This is a genomic window from Mesorhizobium vachelliae (assembly GCF_033977325.1).
Lineage (GTDB): Bacteria > Pseudomonadota > Alphaproteobacteria > Rhizobiales > Rhizobiaceae > Mesorhizobium > Mesorhizobium vachelliae.
In genome coordinates this window covers 89,741-104,727 of record NZ_JAVIIR010000013.1, presented here as the reverse complement: position 1 = coordinate 104,727, position 14,987 = coordinate 89,741, and the positions used below count along the sequence as shown (strand labels likewise).

17 protein-coding genes are annotated in these 14,987 nt (G+C 63.4%); 12 read left to right on the top strand and 5 right to left on the bottom strand.

What is annotated here, in order from left to right; all coding sequences use genetic code 11:
• Nucleotides 1-23 precede the first annotated feature (23 nt).
• Nucleotides 24-299, bottom strand: coding sequence for a hypothetical protein (locus RFM41_RS24935; protein WP_320251847.1), 276 nt, complete (start codon nt 297-299; stop codon nt 24-26).
• A 300-nt stretch (nt 300-599) separates the two neighbouring features.
• On the opposite strand from RFM41_RS24935, the gene RFM41_RS24930 reads away from it, so the two are divergent.
• Nucleotides 600-1,769, top strand: a complete 1,170-nt coding sequence (locus RFM41_RS24930; protein WP_320251995.1) for an aminotransferase-like domain-containing protein — start codon at nt 600-602, stop codon at nt 1,767-1,769.
• Nucleotides 1,770-2,059: 290 nt separating this feature from the next.
• Complete coding sequence (locus tag RFM41_RS24925; protein ID WP_320251845.1) at nt 2,060-2,605, top strand: YbhB/YbcL family Raf kinase inhibitor-like protein; 546 nt, start codon at nt 2,060-2,062, stop codon at nt 2,603-2,605.
• A gap of 31 nt (nt 2,606-2,636) precedes the next feature.
• On the opposite strand, the gene yghU is transcribed toward RFM41_RS24925, so the two are convergent.
• The gene (gene yghU / locus RFM41_RS24920) at nt 2,637-3,506 is read right to left on the bottom strand and encodes a glutathione-dependent disulfide-bond oxidoreductase (RefSeq protein WP_320251843.1); all 870 of its coding nucleotides are present in this window, start codon (nt 3,504-3,506) and stop codon (nt 2,637-2,639) included.
• Nucleotides 3,507-3,706: 200 nt separating this feature from the next.
• Here yghU and RFM41_RS24915 point away from each other — a divergent pair, with 200 nt between their 5' ends.
• Entirely contained in the window at nt 3,707-4,609 is a 903-nt protein-coding gene (locus RFM41_RS24915; protein WP_320251841.1) for a S1C family serine protease, read from the top strand.
• 13 nt (nt 4,610-4,622) lie between these two features.
• Nucleotides 4,623-5,564: a LysR family transcriptional regulator gene (locus tag RFM41_RS24910; protein WP_320251839.1), complete on the top strand. Its 942-nt coding sequence runs from the start codon at nt 4,623-4,625 to the stop codon at nt 5,562-5,564.
• On the opposite strand, the gene RFM41_RS24905 is transcribed toward RFM41_RS24910, so the two are convergent.
• The gene (locus RFM41_RS24905) at nt 5,515-6,237 is read right to left on the bottom strand and encodes an SDR family oxidoreductase (protein WP_320251838.1); all 723 of its coding nucleotides are present in this window, start codon (nt 6,235-6,237) and stop codon (nt 5,515-5,517) included. The genes RFM41_RS24910 and RFM41_RS24905 overlap by 50 nt on opposite strands.
• A gap of 333 nt (nt 6,238-6,570) precedes the next feature.
• On the opposite strand from RFM41_RS24905, the gene RFM41_RS24900 reads away from it, so the two are divergent.
• The 3 genes from RFM41_RS24900 (at nt 6,571) to RFM41_RS24890 (ending at nt 8,891) form a co-directional block, all read left to right on the top strand.
• Nucleotides 6,571-7,386: a transporter substrate-binding domain-containing protein gene (locus RFM41_RS24900; RefSeq protein ID WP_320251837.1), complete on the top strand. Its 816-nt coding sequence runs from the start codon at nt 6,571-6,573 to the stop codon at nt 7,384-7,386.
• A gap of 127 nt (nt 7,387-7,513) precedes the next feature.
• Entirely contained in the window at nt 7,514-8,182 is a 669-nt protein-coding gene (locus tag RFM41_RS24895) for an amino acid ABC transporter permease (protein WP_140681658.1), read from the top strand.
• The gene (locus RFM41_RS24890) at nt 8,169-8,891 is read left to right on the top strand and encodes an amino acid ABC transporter ATP-binding protein (protein ID WP_320251836.1); all 723 of its coding nucleotides are present in this window, start codon (nt 8,169-8,171) and stop codon (nt 8,889-8,891) included. The genes RFM41_RS24895 and RFM41_RS24890 overlap by 14 nt, the downstream gene beginning before the upstream one ends.
• A 41-nt stretch (nt 8,892-8,932) precedes the next feature.
• On the opposite strand, the gene RFM41_RS24885 is transcribed toward RFM41_RS24890, so the two are convergent.
• The gene (locus tag RFM41_RS24885; protein ID WP_320251835.1) at nt 8,933-9,277 is read right to left on the bottom strand and encodes a VOC family protein; all 345 of its coding nucleotides are present in this window, start codon (nt 9,275-9,277) and stop codon (nt 8,933-8,935) included.
• Between the two features lie 260 nt (nt 9,278-9,537).
• On the opposite strand from RFM41_RS24885, the gene RFM41_RS24880 reads away from it, so the two are divergent.
• Nucleotides 9,538-10,140 (top strand): YdeI/OmpD-associated family protein, encoded by a 603-nt coding sequence (locus RFM41_RS24880; RefSeq protein WP_320251833.1) that lies wholly within the window; start codon nt 9,538-9,540, stop codon nt 10,138-10,140.
• A gap of 115 nt (nt 10,141-10,255) precedes the next feature.
• Here the strand turns inward: RFM41_RS24880 and RFM41_RS24875 are convergent, their stop codons facing one another.
• The gene (locus tag RFM41_RS24875) at nt 10,256-10,588 is read right to left on the bottom strand and encodes a hypothetical protein (RefSeq protein WP_320251832.1); all 333 of its coding nucleotides are present in this window, start codon (nt 10,586-10,588) and stop codon (nt 10,256-10,258) included.
• Between the two features lie 382 nt (nt 10,589-10,970).
• Here RFM41_RS24875 and RFM41_RS24870 point away from each other — a divergent pair, with 382 nt between their 5' ends.
• The 4 genes from RFM41_RS24870 to RFM41_RS24855 all read left to right on the top strand — a co-directional run bounded on the left by RFM41_RS24870 (nt 10,971) and on the right by RFM41_RS24855 (nt 14,984).
• Entirely contained in the window at nt 10,971-12,029 is a 1,059-nt protein-coding gene (locus RFM41_RS24870) for a GSU2403 family nucleotidyltransferase fold protein (RefSeq protein WP_320251830.1), read from the top strand.
• Between the two features lie 237 nt (nt 12,030-12,266).
• Complete coding sequence (locus RFM41_RS24865) at nt 12,267-13,475, top strand: ABC transporter substrate-binding protein (RefSeq protein ID WP_320251829.1); 1,209 nt, start codon at nt 12,267-12,269, stop codon at nt 13,473-13,475.
• Entirely contained in the window at nt 13,472-14,287 is an 816-nt protein-coding gene (locus tag RFM41_RS24860) for an ABC transporter ATP-binding protein (protein ID WP_320251828.1), read from the top strand. The genes RFM41_RS24865 and RFM41_RS24860 overlap by 4 nt, the downstream gene beginning before the upstream one ends.
• Nucleotides 14,280-14,984: an ABC transporter ATP-binding protein gene (locus tag RFM41_RS24855; protein WP_320251826.1), complete on the top strand. Its 705-nt coding sequence runs from the start codon at nt 14,280-14,282 to the stop codon at nt 14,982-14,984. The genes RFM41_RS24860 and RFM41_RS24855 overlap by 8 nt, the downstream gene beginning before the upstream one ends.
• Nucleotides 14,985-14,987 lie beyond the last annotated feature (3 nt).

Sequence of the window (14,987 nt, the reverse complement as noted above, 5' to 3'; positions counted from 1 at the left end):
GCCACCCACGGTTGGAAACTATGTCAGGCGTGGCCGGCCAGCGCGTTCAGCTTGGCGCAGAACTCGGCATGCGGCTTGCTCATCGCCTTGTCCTGGCACTCCTTCATCATCGACGTTTGATGCTTCTTGGACATCTTGGCCCAAGCCTTCTTCATGTCGGCATCCGACTTCATCGTCTTCATGGTCTTGTCGGTGAAGAAGGGAGCCATCATCTTCGGCTCGTCGAGTATGCCGGCAAAAGCCGTGCCGGCGATGACCGATGCCGCCAATAGGCTCAGAAATGCGACCTTTGTTTTCATGGCCTTTATCTCCCATCGTTGCAGCCCCGTAGCAGGGGGCGCCCTTTATCAGTAGCACCGACGGGAAATGAATTAGAGGATGCTGATATTTGTGCGGTGTCACGTTTCGGTGAGCGGGGCAACCGATGGCGCCGGCCTGACCGGGACCGGGTTGGCCTGTGCGCGTTTTCGCGGCTGGGCTATTCAACTCGGCCAAAAAACCTGATAATAGGTCAGTAAAGTTGACCTAAATGCCCTGATTTGCCGCTCGGGAGGCGCGCCTTGACCCTGTTGAACCTTCTGGCCTCGCGCTCCTCGCGCATGAAGGCTTCGGAAATCCGCGAGCTGTTGAAGCTGCTCGACCAGCCGGACATCATCTCCTTCGCCGGCGGCATTCCCGACCCGTCGCTGTTTCCGGCCGAAGCGATCGGCGATGCCTACCAGGCGGTGCTCGGCGGCAGGGAGGCGGGGGCTGCGCTGCAGTACCAGGTCAGCGAAGGTTACCTGCCGCTGCGCCAATGGCTGGCCGCCTATATGGGCAAGCTCGGCGTCGCCTGCGACGAAGGCAACATCTTCATCACCTCCGGCTCGCAGCAGGCGCTCGACTATCTGGGCAAGCTGTTCCTGTCGCCTGGCGACACGGCCTTGGTCACCTGGCCGACCTATCTCGGCGCGCTGCAGGCCTTCAACGCCTATGAGCCGCGTTACGACCGGCTGAACACCGCAGGCGGCAACATGACACCGGAGGCTTACCGCGCCGCGGCGGGCGCGAACGGCGGCAAGGTGAAGTTCGCCTATCTCGTGCCGGATTTCGCCAATCCGACCGGCAACACGCTGGATACCAAGCAGCGCGAGGCGGTGCTCGACCTTGCCGGCGAGCTCGACATCGCCGTCATCGAGGACGCGGCTTATCGCGCGCTGCGCTATGACGGGGAAGGCGTGCCGCCGATCCTGGCGCTCGACTGCGCCCGCGCGGGCGGCATCGATCATGCGCGCACGCTCTATTGCGGCTCCTTCTCGAAGATCCTGTCGCCCGGTATGCGCGTCGGCTGGGTCTGCGCCCCGCGTCATGTGGTGGAAAAGCTGGTGCTGATGAAGCAGGCGTCCGACCTGCACAGCCCCTCGATCAATCAGATGGTCATGCACCGCGTCGCCGAGACCATCTTCGACGCCCAGGTGGACAAGCTGATCGGCGCCTACCGCAAGCGCCGCGATGCGCTGCTTGGCGCGCTGGAAGCCAACATGCCGGACGGTATTTCCTGGAGCCGTCCGGACGGCGGCATGTTCGTCTGGCTGACGCTGCCGGAAGGCACTGACGCCACCGAGCTCCTGGCGCGCTCGGTCAAGGAGGCGCGCGTCGCCTTCGTGCCGGGCAACGCCTTCTATGCCGACGGCACCGGCCGCAACACGCTGCGCATGTCGTTCACGCTTGCCGACGACCGCGCCGTGAACGAGGGCGTGCCGAGGCTGGCGAAATTGCTGCGGCGCTGATCGTCTTCGAGGAGGGAATCAGCAGCCTTCTATCACCTCCAATCGCGCAGGCGTGATTGGTAATGCGCAGGCGTGATTGTCCGCGCGGCCGATTCCTCGGCTAGTGTCGAGACTGATCCAACACCCCCTGGATCGACTCGACCGTGGGGTCCCACCTTCATGGTCCGAACGAAGAGCCCCGACGGCCTCCACCGGCGGGGCTTTTTCGCTGTCCAGGCAGGCAGTCGCGTCAGCTTGCCCTTTTTTCGGGCCGCTTTTCCGCTACGCTAATGTTGTCCAGGGAGGATCAAATGACCTTGCGCGCCTGCTTCACCATGCTTGCCCTAATCGCCTTAGCCACTCAGGCGCAGGCCTTCGAGATCTCCAGCCCGTCGGTTTCCGACGGCAAATGGGATGCGAAATATCTCGGCGACAAGGCCGGCTGCGGCGGACAGAGCGTCTCGATCGCGCTGGCCTGGAAGGACCCTCCCGCCGGCACAAACAGTTACGCACTCACCATGTTCGACACCGATGCCAATGGCGGCAAAGGGTTCTGGCACTGGCTCGCCTGGAACATCCCTTCAAGCGCCACAGGGCTGCGCGAAGGCGCCGGCGCGCAGAACGGCAAGCGCATGCCCAAGGGGGCGGTGATGGGCAAGGGCGGCGTCGGCCGCGCCGGCTATTTCGGTCCGTGCCCGCCTCCCGGCAGCGGCGACCATCACTATGTCTTCACCCTCTATGCGCTTGGCGAAAAGACACTGCGCGTTCCGGCCAATCCCTTGCCCGAAATGGTGTCGGTGGCGGCGAAGAGCTCCGCGCTCGGCCAGGCGACGGTGACGTATACTTATGGGAGGTAGCTAATCTCCCCCCTTGATGGGGAGATTACCCTCACTCCGCCGCTTCCAGCTTATCCTGCGTCTTTGTCTCGAAGTCGCTGGCGTCGTGGCGCTCGCGCAACTGGAAGGCCGGATCGCCGGACATGCGGTTGACCATGCGCCCGCGGCTCACCGCCGGCCGCGCATCGATCGCATCGGCCCAGCGCTGCACGTTCTTGTATTCATGCACGGACAGGAACTCAGCGGCATTGTTGTAGCTGCGGCCCTTGGCGAGCCCGCCATACCAGGGCCAAACCGCAATGTCGGCGATCGTGTAATCGGGGCCGGCGAGATATTCGCTCTCCGCCAGCCTGCGGTCGAGCACGTCCATCTGCCGCTTGGTCTCCATGGCGAAGCGGTCGATCGCATACTCGATCTTGTGCGGCGCATAGGCGTAGAAATGGCCGAAGCCGCCGCCAAGATAGGGCGCGGAACCCATCTGCCAGAACAGCCAGGAAAATGCTTCCGCGCGCGCCGCGCGCTCGGTGGGCAGGAATGCGCCGAATTTTTCCGCGAGATAGGTTAGGATCGAGCCGGACTCGAACACGCGCACCGGCTTCGGCTCGCTGCGATCCATCAGCGCCGGGATCTTCGAGTTCGGGTTGACCCCGACGAATCCGCTGCCGAACTGGTCGCCGTCGCCGATCTTGATCAGCCAGGCGTCGTATTCCGCGCCCTTGTGGCCGAGCGCCAGAAGCTCCTCCAGCATGATCGTCACTTTCTGGCCGTTGGGCGTAGCCAGCGAGTAGAGCTGCAGCGGATGCTTGCCGACCGGCAGTTCCTTCTCATGCGTCGGGCCCGCGATCGGCCGGTTGATCGAAGCGAACTCGCCGCCATTCGGCTTGTTCCAGGTCCAGACTTTCGGCGGGATATATTCGTCCATGTGCGGAGGCCTTGTTGGTTCAGGGGCTGCGACGTTGCTGATGCCGATAGACTTAGGCGCGGTTCCGCGTGCGTCAAAGAAAAAAGTTCAATCTTCGTTGAACTAGCGCTTGTGCCAGTCCGGCAAGGCGGAAATCCGCCCTTGCGCCGCGCGCCTCCGGCCATACTTATAGGCAAGGACCCGCAATGCAGGATGGATTGATGACCATCGGGAAAATTTCGCGCTCCGTCGTTGCCGTGCGCGCCATGGTGCCGGACGACGCTTTCACCGCCAATGCGCTGGGCACGCGCCGCGAAGGCAGCGGCGTGGTGATCCGCGACAATGGCCTTGTCCTCACCATCGGCTATCTCATCACCGAGGCCGAGGAAGTGTGGCTGACCGACCAGGACGGCCGTGTGGTGGCGGCACACGCGCTGGCCTATGACCAGGAAACCGGATTCGGCCTCGTCCAGGCGCTGGCGCCGCTCGGCTTGCCGGCTGTGCAGTTCGGTAACGCCAGGAAGGCCAATATCGGCGATGCGGTGACGCTCGCCGACGGTGTCGGCCAGCAGGTCGACGCCCACATCGTCACCAAGCAGGAGTTCGCCGGCTACTGGGAGTATCTGATCGACGAGGCGATCTTCACCGCGCCCGCGCATCCGTCCTGGGGTGGTGCGGCATTGTTCGACCGTGACGGCAAGCTGCTCGGTGTCGGCTCACTGCGGCTGCAGATGAGCCGCGCCGGCGAGGTGGCCGATATCAACATGGTCGTGCCGATCGATCTTCTGACGCCGATCCTCGACGATCTCATCAAGCGCGGCCAGACCGCGACAGCGCCGCGTCCGTGGCTCGGCGCCTTCTCTGCCGAGTCGAACGGCATGGTGGTGGTGATGAGCGTGGCAGAAGGCGGGCCCGCGGCCAAGGCGGGTCTGCGCCAGGGCGACATAATATCCGACGTGCGCGACGGCGAGGTCGACGGTCTGGCGGATTTCTATCGCAAGCTCTGGCAGAACCCGGCGGGCTCGGAAATTCCGCTGCGCGTCGTGCGCGACGGCCGCGAGACCTGGCTGCGCATCAAATCCGCCGACCGCAACTCCTTCCTGAAGAAGCCGCAACTGCAGTAGGCTTGAAGCGCCAATGCATCCCAGGCTGCTGAAGACCTTTCTGGCGGTCGCGCGCACCCACAACGTCACGCACGCCGCCCGAGAGGTCAATCTCGCCCAATCGAGCGTCAGCGACCAGATCCAGGCGCTGGAGACCGAGCTGGGGGCAAGCCTCTTCACCCGCTCGCGGCAAGGGCTCACCATGACGCCGGCGGGCGAGGCGCTGAAACCCTATGCCGAAGACCTGCTGGCGCTCGCCGACGATGCCCGCGCTGCCATCGATGCCACCCGGGCCGGGACGGCCGGCACTCTCTCGATTGGCGCGCTAGAGACGATCGCCTCGGCAAGGCTTGCCGGCTGGCTCGCCGGGTTCCGTGCCGCGCATGCCGGCATCGACATCAAGCTCAAGGTGGCCGGCAGCGGCGAGTTGCTGCGCCGGCTGGGCGACGGCGAGATCGACGTCGTTTTCTGTTTCGAGCGATCCAATGCCAGTGAGCCGGATCCGCGCTTTGCCAGGCGCGTTGTCGCAGTCGAGCCGCTGGCGCTGATCGCGCCGCCGGGCGACAACCGCGCGGATGTCGATCTGGCAGCGCTGGCCGAAAAGCACTTCGTCGCCACCGAGACAGGCTGCGTCTATCGCGCCATGGTCGACAAGGCGTTTGCCGAAGCGGGCCTGGACAAGCCAAGGCTGGCCGCGGAGGCCGGCAGCATCGATGCCATAGCCGGGTTGGTGGCGGCTGGCGCCGGCTTTGGCCTTGTGCCGCGGCTCGCGGTCGCCGCCGCGATCGAGCGCGGCGAGGTGGCCGAGCTTGCCTGGCCCGGCCCGGTCCGCTCGGCGGACGTGGTGATGACTTGGCGTCGACGGCGCGTCCAACCTCCGGCGCTGAAAGCGTTGCTCACCGCTACAGGGGAGGGCTTCGCGCCGGTCACACCAACCGGTGCCCTCCCTCGACATGGAGCGTCTCTCCCGTCGTGAAGCCATTGCCCATCAGGAAGTGAAGCGCGTCGGCAATGTCCTCGGGCCTTCCGACCCGCCCCGCGGGCAGGCGCTCCGCCATCGCGGCCAGGGTCTCGGCCTTTCTGTCGCCCGCGACGAACTCCCAGATCGGCGTATCGACCCAACCCGGCGAGACGGCGTTGACGCGGATCGGCGCCAGCTCGACGGCCAGTGCCCGCACCAGCCCTTCCAGCGCCGCGTTGACGGCGGCAACGACCGCGCCGCACGCCGCCGGCCGGTAGGCGGCAATGCCGGAGACGAAGGTCAGCGAGCCGGTTGGCGGCAGCCTCGGCGCGCCATGCTTGGCAAGCAGCAGCGGCCCGTAGAGCTTGCTTTCCACCACGCGCCGCGCGGCCTCCAATTCGATGTCCGGCAGCTGCCGGTAGGCGCCTTCGATCGCGGCGGCGGTGCTGACGATATGGTCGAGCCGGCCGATGCGCTCGAAAATTGCCGCCACCTCGGCCTCGCGGCCGATATCGGCCACCGCCGTTTCCAACGCCGCCGGCCGGCCGAGCTCGTCCCGCGCGGCGCTCAGCTTTGCTTCACCGCGCCCGGCGATGATGACGTCGGCGCCTTCCGCGAGGCATCGCCTGGCAAGCGCCAGACCCATGCCCGAACTGCCGCCGACGATCAGGATTCTCTGCTTGCCCATGTCCGTGCCTTTCCTTGCATGGACATTGGTTTGGCAGGCCGCCGCGCGAAGCGGAAACGGAAGAAACCGATAGCGGCATCGGAAACGCCGATGGAAAGGCCGACGGGCTTGCCGACTGATACCGCAAACTCTGGCATAACCGGTCACGAGACCTGGCCGCGCGTGAAATCCGCCGCCCGCGCTCCTTCCCGAAGGCAGCCGCAGTTGTGGCAACCTTGACTTGAGCGCCGCCCGATCCAGATGCTCAGTACGGGCTCCGAGTTCATGCTTTGCGCACACTCCTGATCGTCGACGTGTTTCAGGCTGACGCATGCCCGCCGAAAGGAGACATCTGTGAACAACAAGTCATTTATCATGCTGGCCGCGTCGCTGGTTTCCGGCCTCGTATTGTCGTTCGGCGCAACGCCGATGGCGGCGGCGCAAAGTGCGGCAACCAACATAGTGGTCGGCGCTGATACGACCTTTCCGCCATTCGAGACCGAGACGAATGGCGAGGTGACCGGCTTCGACATCGACATGATCAAGGCGATCGCCAAGGCCGAGGACATGACGGTCACCCTTAAGACACTGCCGTTCAACGGCATTATCCCGAGCCTGCAGGCAGGCTCGATCGACGCCGCGGTTGCCGGGATAACGATCAAGACCAGCCGCATGCAGAATGTCGATTTCAGCGACGCCTACTATAAATCCGGCTTGTCGGTGCTGGTGAAGAAGGACTCCGGCATCAAGGGCTTTGACGATCTCAAGGGACACGTGGTCGCAACCAAGAAAGCAACCTCGTCCGTCGACTATCTGACCAGCCACGGCTTCGCGCCTGATTATGTGAAGCAGTTCCAGAGCATCGATGCAGCGTACCAGGCGCTCGAGACCGGCGGCGCGGACGCGGTCATCTTCGACAATCCCGTCAACGTCAACTTCAAGGCCGGCCACGACAACGTCGAGACCGTGGGCCCGTTGCTGACCGGCGAATTTTACGGCATCGCCATCAGCAAGCAGAAGCCGGAGCTGGTCGAGAAGATCAATGCCGGCCTCGCCAAGATCAAGCAGAACGGCGAATACCAGAAGCTTTTCGAGAAATATTTTGGAGGCGACACCAGCGGCGTCGTCAAAGAGGTGCAAAAACCGGCCTCCGTTGCGATTTCGGGCTGAGAGCCGTTCGGTTCAACCGAACGACGGATCCCCTCGGCCTTTCCGACCAGAGGCTACGCATGGCGCGAGCCGTGCCATGTGTTCCTCCGGCGGGGCGGGCGGGAAATAGCGTTCCAAGGCACGGTGCATGGGCTCCATCTGGCAAAACCTACCCGTCATCCTCGATGGCCTCAGGCTTACCATCCAGTATTCGATCGTCGCCATCCTCCTGATGGTGGTGATCGGCCTGTTCGCGGCGCTGATGCGCCTGTCGACGGTGGCGCCGCTGCGCTGGATCGCCACCGGCTATGTAGAGATTTTCCGATCCACACCGCTCCTGGTGCAGCTCTTCTTCATCGTGCTCGGCCTGCCCGCGATCCTGCCCGTCAACCAGTGGTTCGGGCAACTGACATATCCCATCCTCGCCGCCGCCTTCACGCTCAGCCTGAACGAAGGCGCCTATGTCACGGAGATCATTCGCGCCGGCATTCTTGGTGTCGACCGGGGCCAGAAGGAAGCGGCGCAGTCGATCGCCATGAACGGCTTTCAGACGATGCGCTATATCGTGCTGCCGCAGGCGTTCAAGCGGATGATCCCGCCACTGGTCAACCAGGCGGCCCAGACGATCAAGGACACCTCGCTGCTGGCGCCGGTCGGCATCGCCGAGCTGGTCTACAAGGGCGAGATCGTGATCGCCGAGACCTTCGCGTCCTTCGCTATCTGGGGGCTGATTGCCGCCCTTTATTTCGTCCTCATCTTCTCGCTCTCGAAGTTCTCGTCCTACCTGGAGAGGAGGCTTCAAGTTGATAAACGTTAAGGACCTTCACAAGTCCTTCGGCCACAACGAGATCCTCAAGGGGATAACCACCCATGTGGAGGAAAAGGAGGTCGTCGTCGTCATCGGCCCTTCGGGAAGCGGCAAAAGCACGTTCCTGCGCTGCCTGAACGGGTTGGAGAAGGCGACCAGCGGCGAGATCGAAATCGCCGACATGGTGCTGACCGACCCGAAGACGAACATCCACCAGTTGCGCCAGCATGTCGGCATGGTGTTCCAGCAGTTCAACTTGTTCAAGCACCTGACCATCCTGGAGAACGTCACCATCGGCCCACGCAAGGTCAAGAAGATCCCGACCGAGGAGGCCAACAGGGTCGCGCGAGAATTGCTGGCCAAGGTCGGCCTCGTCGGCAAGGAAGCAAGCTATCCCGATGAGCTTTCGGGTGGCCAGCAGCAGCGCGTGGCCATCGCCCGCTCGCTGGCGATGGGACCGGCGGTCATGCTCTTCGACGAGCCGACCTCCGCGCTCGATCCCGAAATGGTGGGCGAGGTGCTTCAGGTCATGAAGACCCTCGCCGTCGAGGGCATGACGATGGTCGTCGTCACCCATGAGATGGGTTTTGCCCGCGAGGTTGGGCACCGGGTGATCTTCATGGATGATGGCCTGATCGTCGAGGAGGGGGCGCCGAAGGCGCTTTTCTCGGATCCGCAAAGGGAACGCACGAAGAGCTTCCTGGCGAAGATACTGTAGCTTCTATCACAGGATCGCCCGGAATCCTTTGTCGGCCATCCTCAATTCAGCCTGGCGCTGGCGAAAACGACGAGATTGTCGTCCGGATCGCGCATGCGCATGATGTAGAAGTCCTTCGCATCTTCGACCGGGCCTGGCTCGAGCCCGGCATCGGCCAGGCGTTTGCGCTCGGGTTCCAGCGGCAGCACGCCGATGGTCAGCGTGCTTGCGCCGGCCTTGTCCCTGTTCTCGAAGAGTTGCACTTCCGCGCTGTCGGTGAATTGCCATTCGACCAGCCCGGCCATCGGCCGCCGTGCCGGCGGCCTGCCGAACAGCTTTTCGTACCACTTCATGCTGACCTCCAGATCGGAACAGCTGACATGCGCGAAGATCGTTTCGATACCCATTGGGTAACTCCTCGGTTGTGGTTCAAGCAGGAACGCAGCGCCGGGTGGTCCGTTCCGACGGGTATATCGGCTGGTCTCTGCTGACAGAAACCGGCACCAGGCCTCGCTACAAGAACAGCAGAATCGTTCAAACTAGTGCGTCTCACCGTTTCACGGAAACGGCGAAACGCACTATCTCTTTGTTTTTACCCAATTCCGGACGGAAAACCGCTCACACTTTTCCTGGAATTGCTCTAACTGCCGCAAAAGATGAGGTAACGATGGCCCCGATCAAGGTCGATCCGGACAAGGTGCGCGAGTTCCCGGATGCGGAGAGCTTCTATGCGTGGCTCTCCGGCAACCACGCCGGCGAAAGCGAGGTCTGGATCAAGGTCCACAAGGTGGGCTCGGGGCTCGCCTCGATCACGCCGAAGGAGGCGATCGACGTCGTGCTCTGCTTCGGCTGGATCGACGCGGTGCGCAAGTCGCTCGACGACAAGAGTTTCCTGCAGCGCTACACGCCGCGCGGCAAGAAGAGCATCTGGAGCAAGATCAACATCGACAATGTCGCGCGGCTGATCGAGGAGGGCCGCATGACCAGGCACGGCCTCGAGCAGGTCGAGGCGGCCAAGGCCGACGGCCGCTGGGACCGCGCCTATGGCGGATCGAGGGAGATGACCATCCCGCCCGACCTGCAGGCCGCGATCGATGCCGAGCCAAAGGCGAAGGCGATGCTGGAAACGCTGTCCGCGCAGAACCGCTTCGCGCTCGCCTTCCGCACCCACAACATGAAGACCGAGGCAGGGCGCAAGAGGAAGATCGCCGATCTGGTGGCGATGTTGAACCGCGGCGAGACGATCCATCCGCAGAAGAAGAAACCGTAGACGCAAGCAAAAACGCCGCCCGGAAGGGAGGGCGGCGTTTTCGGAAGCGATGATCCTGAACCCTTTGATAGCGGTCCCGGATCATCCGGTCATGAAGTTCGAAACGCGTCGGGCCTTATGCGGCCTTCTTCGCAACATGCTTCTTCGCATGGTGCTTGCGCACGTGGTGATGCTTCTTGGCATGATGCTTCGAATGCTTCTTCACGTGATGATGCTTACGGGCGTGGTGACGATGATGCTTGCGGTGATGCTTCTTGTGCGGGCCATTGGCGGCGGGCTTTGCCGTTTCGGTGGCAGCGGGAGCAGCGGTGGTCGTGGCCGGAGCAGTGGTGGTCGCCGCCGGAGCGGTGGTCGTCGTGGAGGTCTGGGCGTTGGCGGTGTCGAGAGCCGGCACCGCGAAAGCGAGCGCGACGGCCAGGCCGAGAACGGAGAGGAGGGTCTTTTTCATAATCGGCATTCCTTGGGTTAGGATCGGTGTCTGTTTGTCGCGCGCCGCAATCGTTCGGCTGCTCCGGGTACCGTTATGACACCCGCTCTTTTCGCGAGTTTTTCCGCATTGTTGAATCTTGTTTCCCGATTGTTTCCGTCGGCGGACGGCCCTCAGCGCAGGGATTCGGGACCGTCATCCGCCTTCGACACGACGATCTGCCGTGTGTGATGCCGGGATTGGGTAATCTATGCGGTATTGTCATATTTAAAATGTTGTTTTTATGATATTTTCCACTGAGGTGGTGAAAATATGCCGCGAGGGTGGAAAATTATACATAAGCGATTGTTTAATAATAATTTTCCACTATCTAATTAATTGTCGAACCGGAAAGTGGAAAACGATGCTGGAAGAGCTGACGAGCGAGCAGCGCCGCCAACTCATAGACACCCAACAGGTCTATGAGGCTTGGCTCGGCGCGGATGACGAGCGCCAGAGGCGCTTCGCGGGCAGCATGCGCTGGGCCGAGCGCAACGGCACCGAATATCTGTTGCGAAAATTCAGGCAGACGGAGAATTCGCTCGGCCCCCGAAGCGGAGAAACCGAAAAATCGTTTGCTGCCTTTTCCGAGGGCAGGGAGCGCAACAAGGACGTGTTGGTCGGCCTTTCCGATCGCTTGAACAGGCTTGCCAAGGTCAACGTCGCTATGGGGCTGGGAAGAGTGCCGGCGATCGCCGCCCGGATATTGCGGCGCTGCGCTGACACGAATCTGCTCGGCAGGCAATTGCTGGTCGTCGGCACGAACGCCCTGTTTGCCTACGAGGCCCTTGCGGGTGTGCGGATTGCGAGCGGCCTCACGGCGACCGGGGACATCGACCTGCTGTTCGATTCGCGCCGCCGCATCAGTTTCGTCACGAGCGAGAAGATAACGCAGTCCGGCCTGATCGGTGTGCTGCGCAAGGTCGATCGGTCCTTCAGGCCGCTCCAGCCCAGGGCCTTCAGGGCGACGAACCGAGATGGCTACCTGGTCGACCTCATTCGACCGCAGGCAAGGAATCTCCTTAAGGACAATGCTCCGACGTCCATCACCTCGCTTGAGGATGGCCTCGATGGCGCGCCCATGGACGGGTTGCAGTGGCCCGTCAACGCGCCGAAGACGGAAGCCATCGCCATTGACGAGCGGGGCTATCCGGTCAGGATGCCGACGATCGATCCAAGGATGTTCGCGCTTCACAAGGCATGGCTTGCGCGGCGGCCCGACCGGTCTGCGGTGAAGGCGACCCGGGATCGCGAACAGGCGGAGGCGGCGGCGCTCATCGCCACCAGCTATCTGCAGCTTCCGTTCGACGGCAGTTACCTCCAGGGCTTTCCTGCATCTCTGAGGGAGGCCGCCATGCCAACACTGGCCGCGGCCAAGCCGCCGGGGTTTTCAGAAGATTCTCCTCTCGAGCCCGACTGGTAGCCGCGCCGGGTGCCGCCAGGGTGCCCCGCCCAACCTGCCCATGCGCCATGCTACGAAAATAGCATTCCAGGCTTGCGAAATGCGATGCTAGGTTCGAGCATCCAGGGCGGTGGTGTGGTCGGGCAGAGGAGGGCAATCGGGGCACGCGCCCGCATTTTCCAAGATATCGGACACAACCATTGAACCATCGCGAGGCCGCCGCGTTTCCTGTGGTTGGCCACCAGGGAGGAACCACCAGTGAAAGCATCCTATCTCGTCTCGGCCGCGCTGCTCGCGGCGTCCGCAATGCCGGCGGCGGCCGGCCAGATTTCCGACGGCAAGGTCAAGATCGGCATCCTCAACGACCAATCGGGCGTCTATGCCGATTTCGGCGGCAAGTGGTCGGTCGAGGCCGCCAAGATGGCCGTCGAGGATTTCGGCGGCAAGGTGCAGGGCGCACCGATCGAGATCGTCAGCGCCGACCATCAGAACAAGCCCGACATTGCCTCCAACATCGCGCGCCAGTGGTACGACACCGAACAGGTCGATGCGATCATGGAGCTCACCACGTCCTCCGTGGCTCTGGCCGTCCAGGGGCTTTCCAAGGAAAAGAAGAAGATCGACATCGTCACGGGTGCTGCCGCCACCGACCTCACCGGCAAGCAGTGCTCGCCCTATGGCTTCCACTGGGCCTATGACACGCATTCGCAGGCCGTCGGCACCGGCGGCGAGCTGGTCAAGCAGGGCGGCGACAGCTGGTATTTCATCACCGTCGACTACGCCTTCGGCTATTCGCTGAAGGACCAGACCGCCAAGCTGGTCGAAGCGAGCGGCGGCAAGGTGCTGGGCGAGGTGCGCTATCCGCTCGGCTCCACCGACTATTCCTCCTTCCTGCTGCAGGCGCAGTCCTCCGGCGCCAAGATCGTCGGGCTCGCCAATGCCGGCCTCGACACGTCGAACTCGATCAAACAGGCAGCCGAGTTTGGCATCGTCGCCGGCGGCCAGCGGCTGGCCGCACTTCTCTTCACGCTCGCCGAAGTGCATGGGCTGGGACTCCAGGCGGCGCAGGGCGTGGTGCTGACCGAAGGCTATTACTGGGACCGCGACGACAAGAGCCGCGAATTCGCCCAGCGCTTCTTCAAGCGCACCGGCCGCATGCCCAACATGATCCAGGCCGGCACCTATTCGGCCGTGCTCCAATATCTGAAGGCCATCGACAAGGCCGGCACCGACGAGACCGAGGCGGTGGCCAAGGAGCTGCATGAAATGCCGGTCAACGACGTCTTCACCTCGAACGGCAAGGTGCAGGCCGACGGCTCGATGGTGCACGACATGTATCTCTACCAGGTCAAGAAGCCGGCAGAGTCGAAGAAGGACTGGGACTACTACACCTATCTGGCGACCATTCCGGGCGACAAGGCCTTCATGAAGGCCGAGGACAGCGGCTGCCCGCTCGTCACCAAGTGACGCTCGAAACCGCCACCGCCGTCCGGCCGGATGGCACGGATAAGACGCCGCGGGTGGTGCTTTCCGCCCGCGGCCTCAGGCGCGACTTCGCCGGCTTCGTCGCGGTGAAAGATGTCGACCTCGACATCCATCACGCGAAGATCCATGCGCTGATCGGCCCAAACGGCGCCGGCAAGACCACCATTTTCAATCTCTTGACCAAGTTTCTGCAGCCGACCAGCGGCAGGATCGAGCTGCTCGGCACCGACATCACGCGCACGCCGCCGGCAAAAGTGGCGCGCATGGGCCTCGTCCGCTCCTTCCAGATATCGGCGATCTTTCCGCACCTTTCCGTGCTCGACAATGTACGCGTGGCGCTGCAGCGGCCAAGCGGGCTTGGCTACCAGTTCTGGCGCCCCGTCGCGGCGCTGGACCAGTTGACGCCAAGAGCGCGCGAGCTGCTCGCCATCGTCGGCCTGGACGACGCGGCGCATCGGCTCGCCGGCGATCTCTCCTATGGCAGGAAGCGCGTGCTGGAGATCGCCACCACGCTGGCGCTCGACCCGAAGGTGCTTCTGCTCGACGAGCCGATGGCCGGCATGGGGCATGAGGATGTAGGCATGATCTCCGGCATCATCCGCTCGCTGGCGAAGGACCGCGCCGTGCTGATGGTCGAGCACAACCTCACCGTCGTCGCCGATCTCTGCGACTGGATCACTGTCATGCAGCGCGGCCAGGTGCTGGCGGCCGGCGACTACGCCACGGTCAGCCAGGACGAGCGCGTGCGGGTCGCTTACATGGGGACGGAGCATGAAGGGAGCGGGCATGAGTGAGTCGCTGCTTGCCGTGCGCGATCTCCACGCCTGGTATGGCGAGGGCCATGCGCTGCATGGCGTAAACCTTGATGTGATGCGCGGCGAAACCGTGACGCTGCTCGGCCGCAACGGCGTCGGCAAGACCACGACATTGCGCGCCATCATGGGGCTGATCCGCAAGCGGACAGGGAGCGTCACCTTCAACGGCAAGGAACTGATCGGCCTGCCGCTGCACCGCGTCGCCCATCAGGGCATCGGCTTCGTGCCGGAGGAGCGCGGCATCTTCGCCACGCTGACCGTCGACGAGAACCTGATCCTGCCGCCGGTCGTGGCCAAGGGTGGCATGAGCGTGGAGGAGATCTTCGAGCTCTTCCCCAACCTCAAGGAGCGCCGCAACAGCCAGGGCACGAAACTGTCCGGCGGCGAGCAGCAGATGCTGGCCATCGCCCGCATCCTGCGCACCGGCGTCGATATGCTTTTGCTCGACGAGCCGACGGAGGGCTTGGCGCCGGTCATCGTCCAGCGCATCGGCGAATTGCTGGCGACGCTGAAGAAGCGCGGCATGACCATCCTTCTGGTCGAGCAGAATTTCCGCTTCGCCGCCCGCATCGCAGACCGCTTCTATTTGATGGATCACGGCAAGGTGGTGGAGGGCTTTCCGGTGGGAGAGCTTTCCGCGCACACCGACAAGCTGCACGAGGTGCTGGGGGTATGATCG

What these genes read in the sequence shown, in the direction of transcription:
- RFM41_RS24935 (WP_320251847.1), bottom strand. Translation starts at nt 299, where the DNA reads ATGAAAACAAAGGTCGCATTTCTGAGCCTATTGGCGGCATCGGTCATC.
- RFM41_RS24930 (WP_320251995.1), top strand. Translation starts at nt 600, where the DNA reads ATGAAGGCTTCGGAAATCCGCGAGCTGTTGAAGCTGCTCGACCAGCCG.
- RFM41_RS24925 (WP_320251845.1), top strand. Translation starts at nt 2,060, where the DNA reads ATGACCTTGCGCGCCTGCTTCACCATGCTTGCCCTAATCGCCTTAGCC.
- yghU (WP_320251843.1), bottom strand. Translation starts at nt 3,506, where the DNA reads ATGGACGAATATATCCCGCCGAAAGTCTGGACCTGGAACAAGCCGAAT.
- RFM41_RS24915 (WP_320251841.1), top strand. Translation starts at nt 3,707, where the DNA reads ATGACCATCGGGAAAATTTCGCGCTCCGTCGTTGCCGTGCGCGCCATG.
- RFM41_RS24910 (WP_320251839.1), top strand. Translation starts at nt 4,623, where the DNA reads ATGCATCCCAGGCTGCTGAAGACCTTTCTGGCGGTCGCGCGCACCCAC.
- RFM41_RS24905 (WP_320251838.1), bottom strand. Translation starts at nt 6,237, where the DNA reads ATGGGCAAGCAGAGAATCCTGATCGTCGGCGGCAGTTCGGGCATGGGT.
- RFM41_RS24895 (WP_140681658.1), top strand. Translation starts at nt 7,514, where the DNA reads ATGGGCTCCATCTGGCAAAACCTACCCGTCATCCTCGATGGCCTCAGG.
- RFM41_RS24885 (WP_320251835.1), bottom strand. Translation starts at nt 9,277, where the DNA reads ATGGGTATCGAAACGATCTTCGCGCATGTCAGCTGTTCCGATCTGGAG.
- RFM41_RS24880 (WP_320251833.1), top strand. Translation starts at nt 9,538, where the DNA reads ATGGCCCCGATCAAGGTCGATCCGGACAAGGTGCGCGAGTTCCCGGAT.
- RFM41_RS24875 (WP_320251832.1), bottom strand. Translation starts at nt 10,588, where the DNA reads ATGAAAAAGACCCTCCTCTCCGTTCTCGGCCTGGCCGTCGCGCTCGCT.
- RFM41_RS24870 (WP_320251830.1), top strand. Translation starts at nt 10,971, where the DNA reads ATGCTGGAAGAGCTGACGAGCGAGCAGCGCCGCCAACTCATAGACACC.
- RFM41_RS24855 (WP_320251826.1), top strand. Translation starts at nt 14,280, where the DNA reads ATGAGTGAGTCGCTGCTTGCCGTGCGCGATCTCCACGCCTGGTATGGC.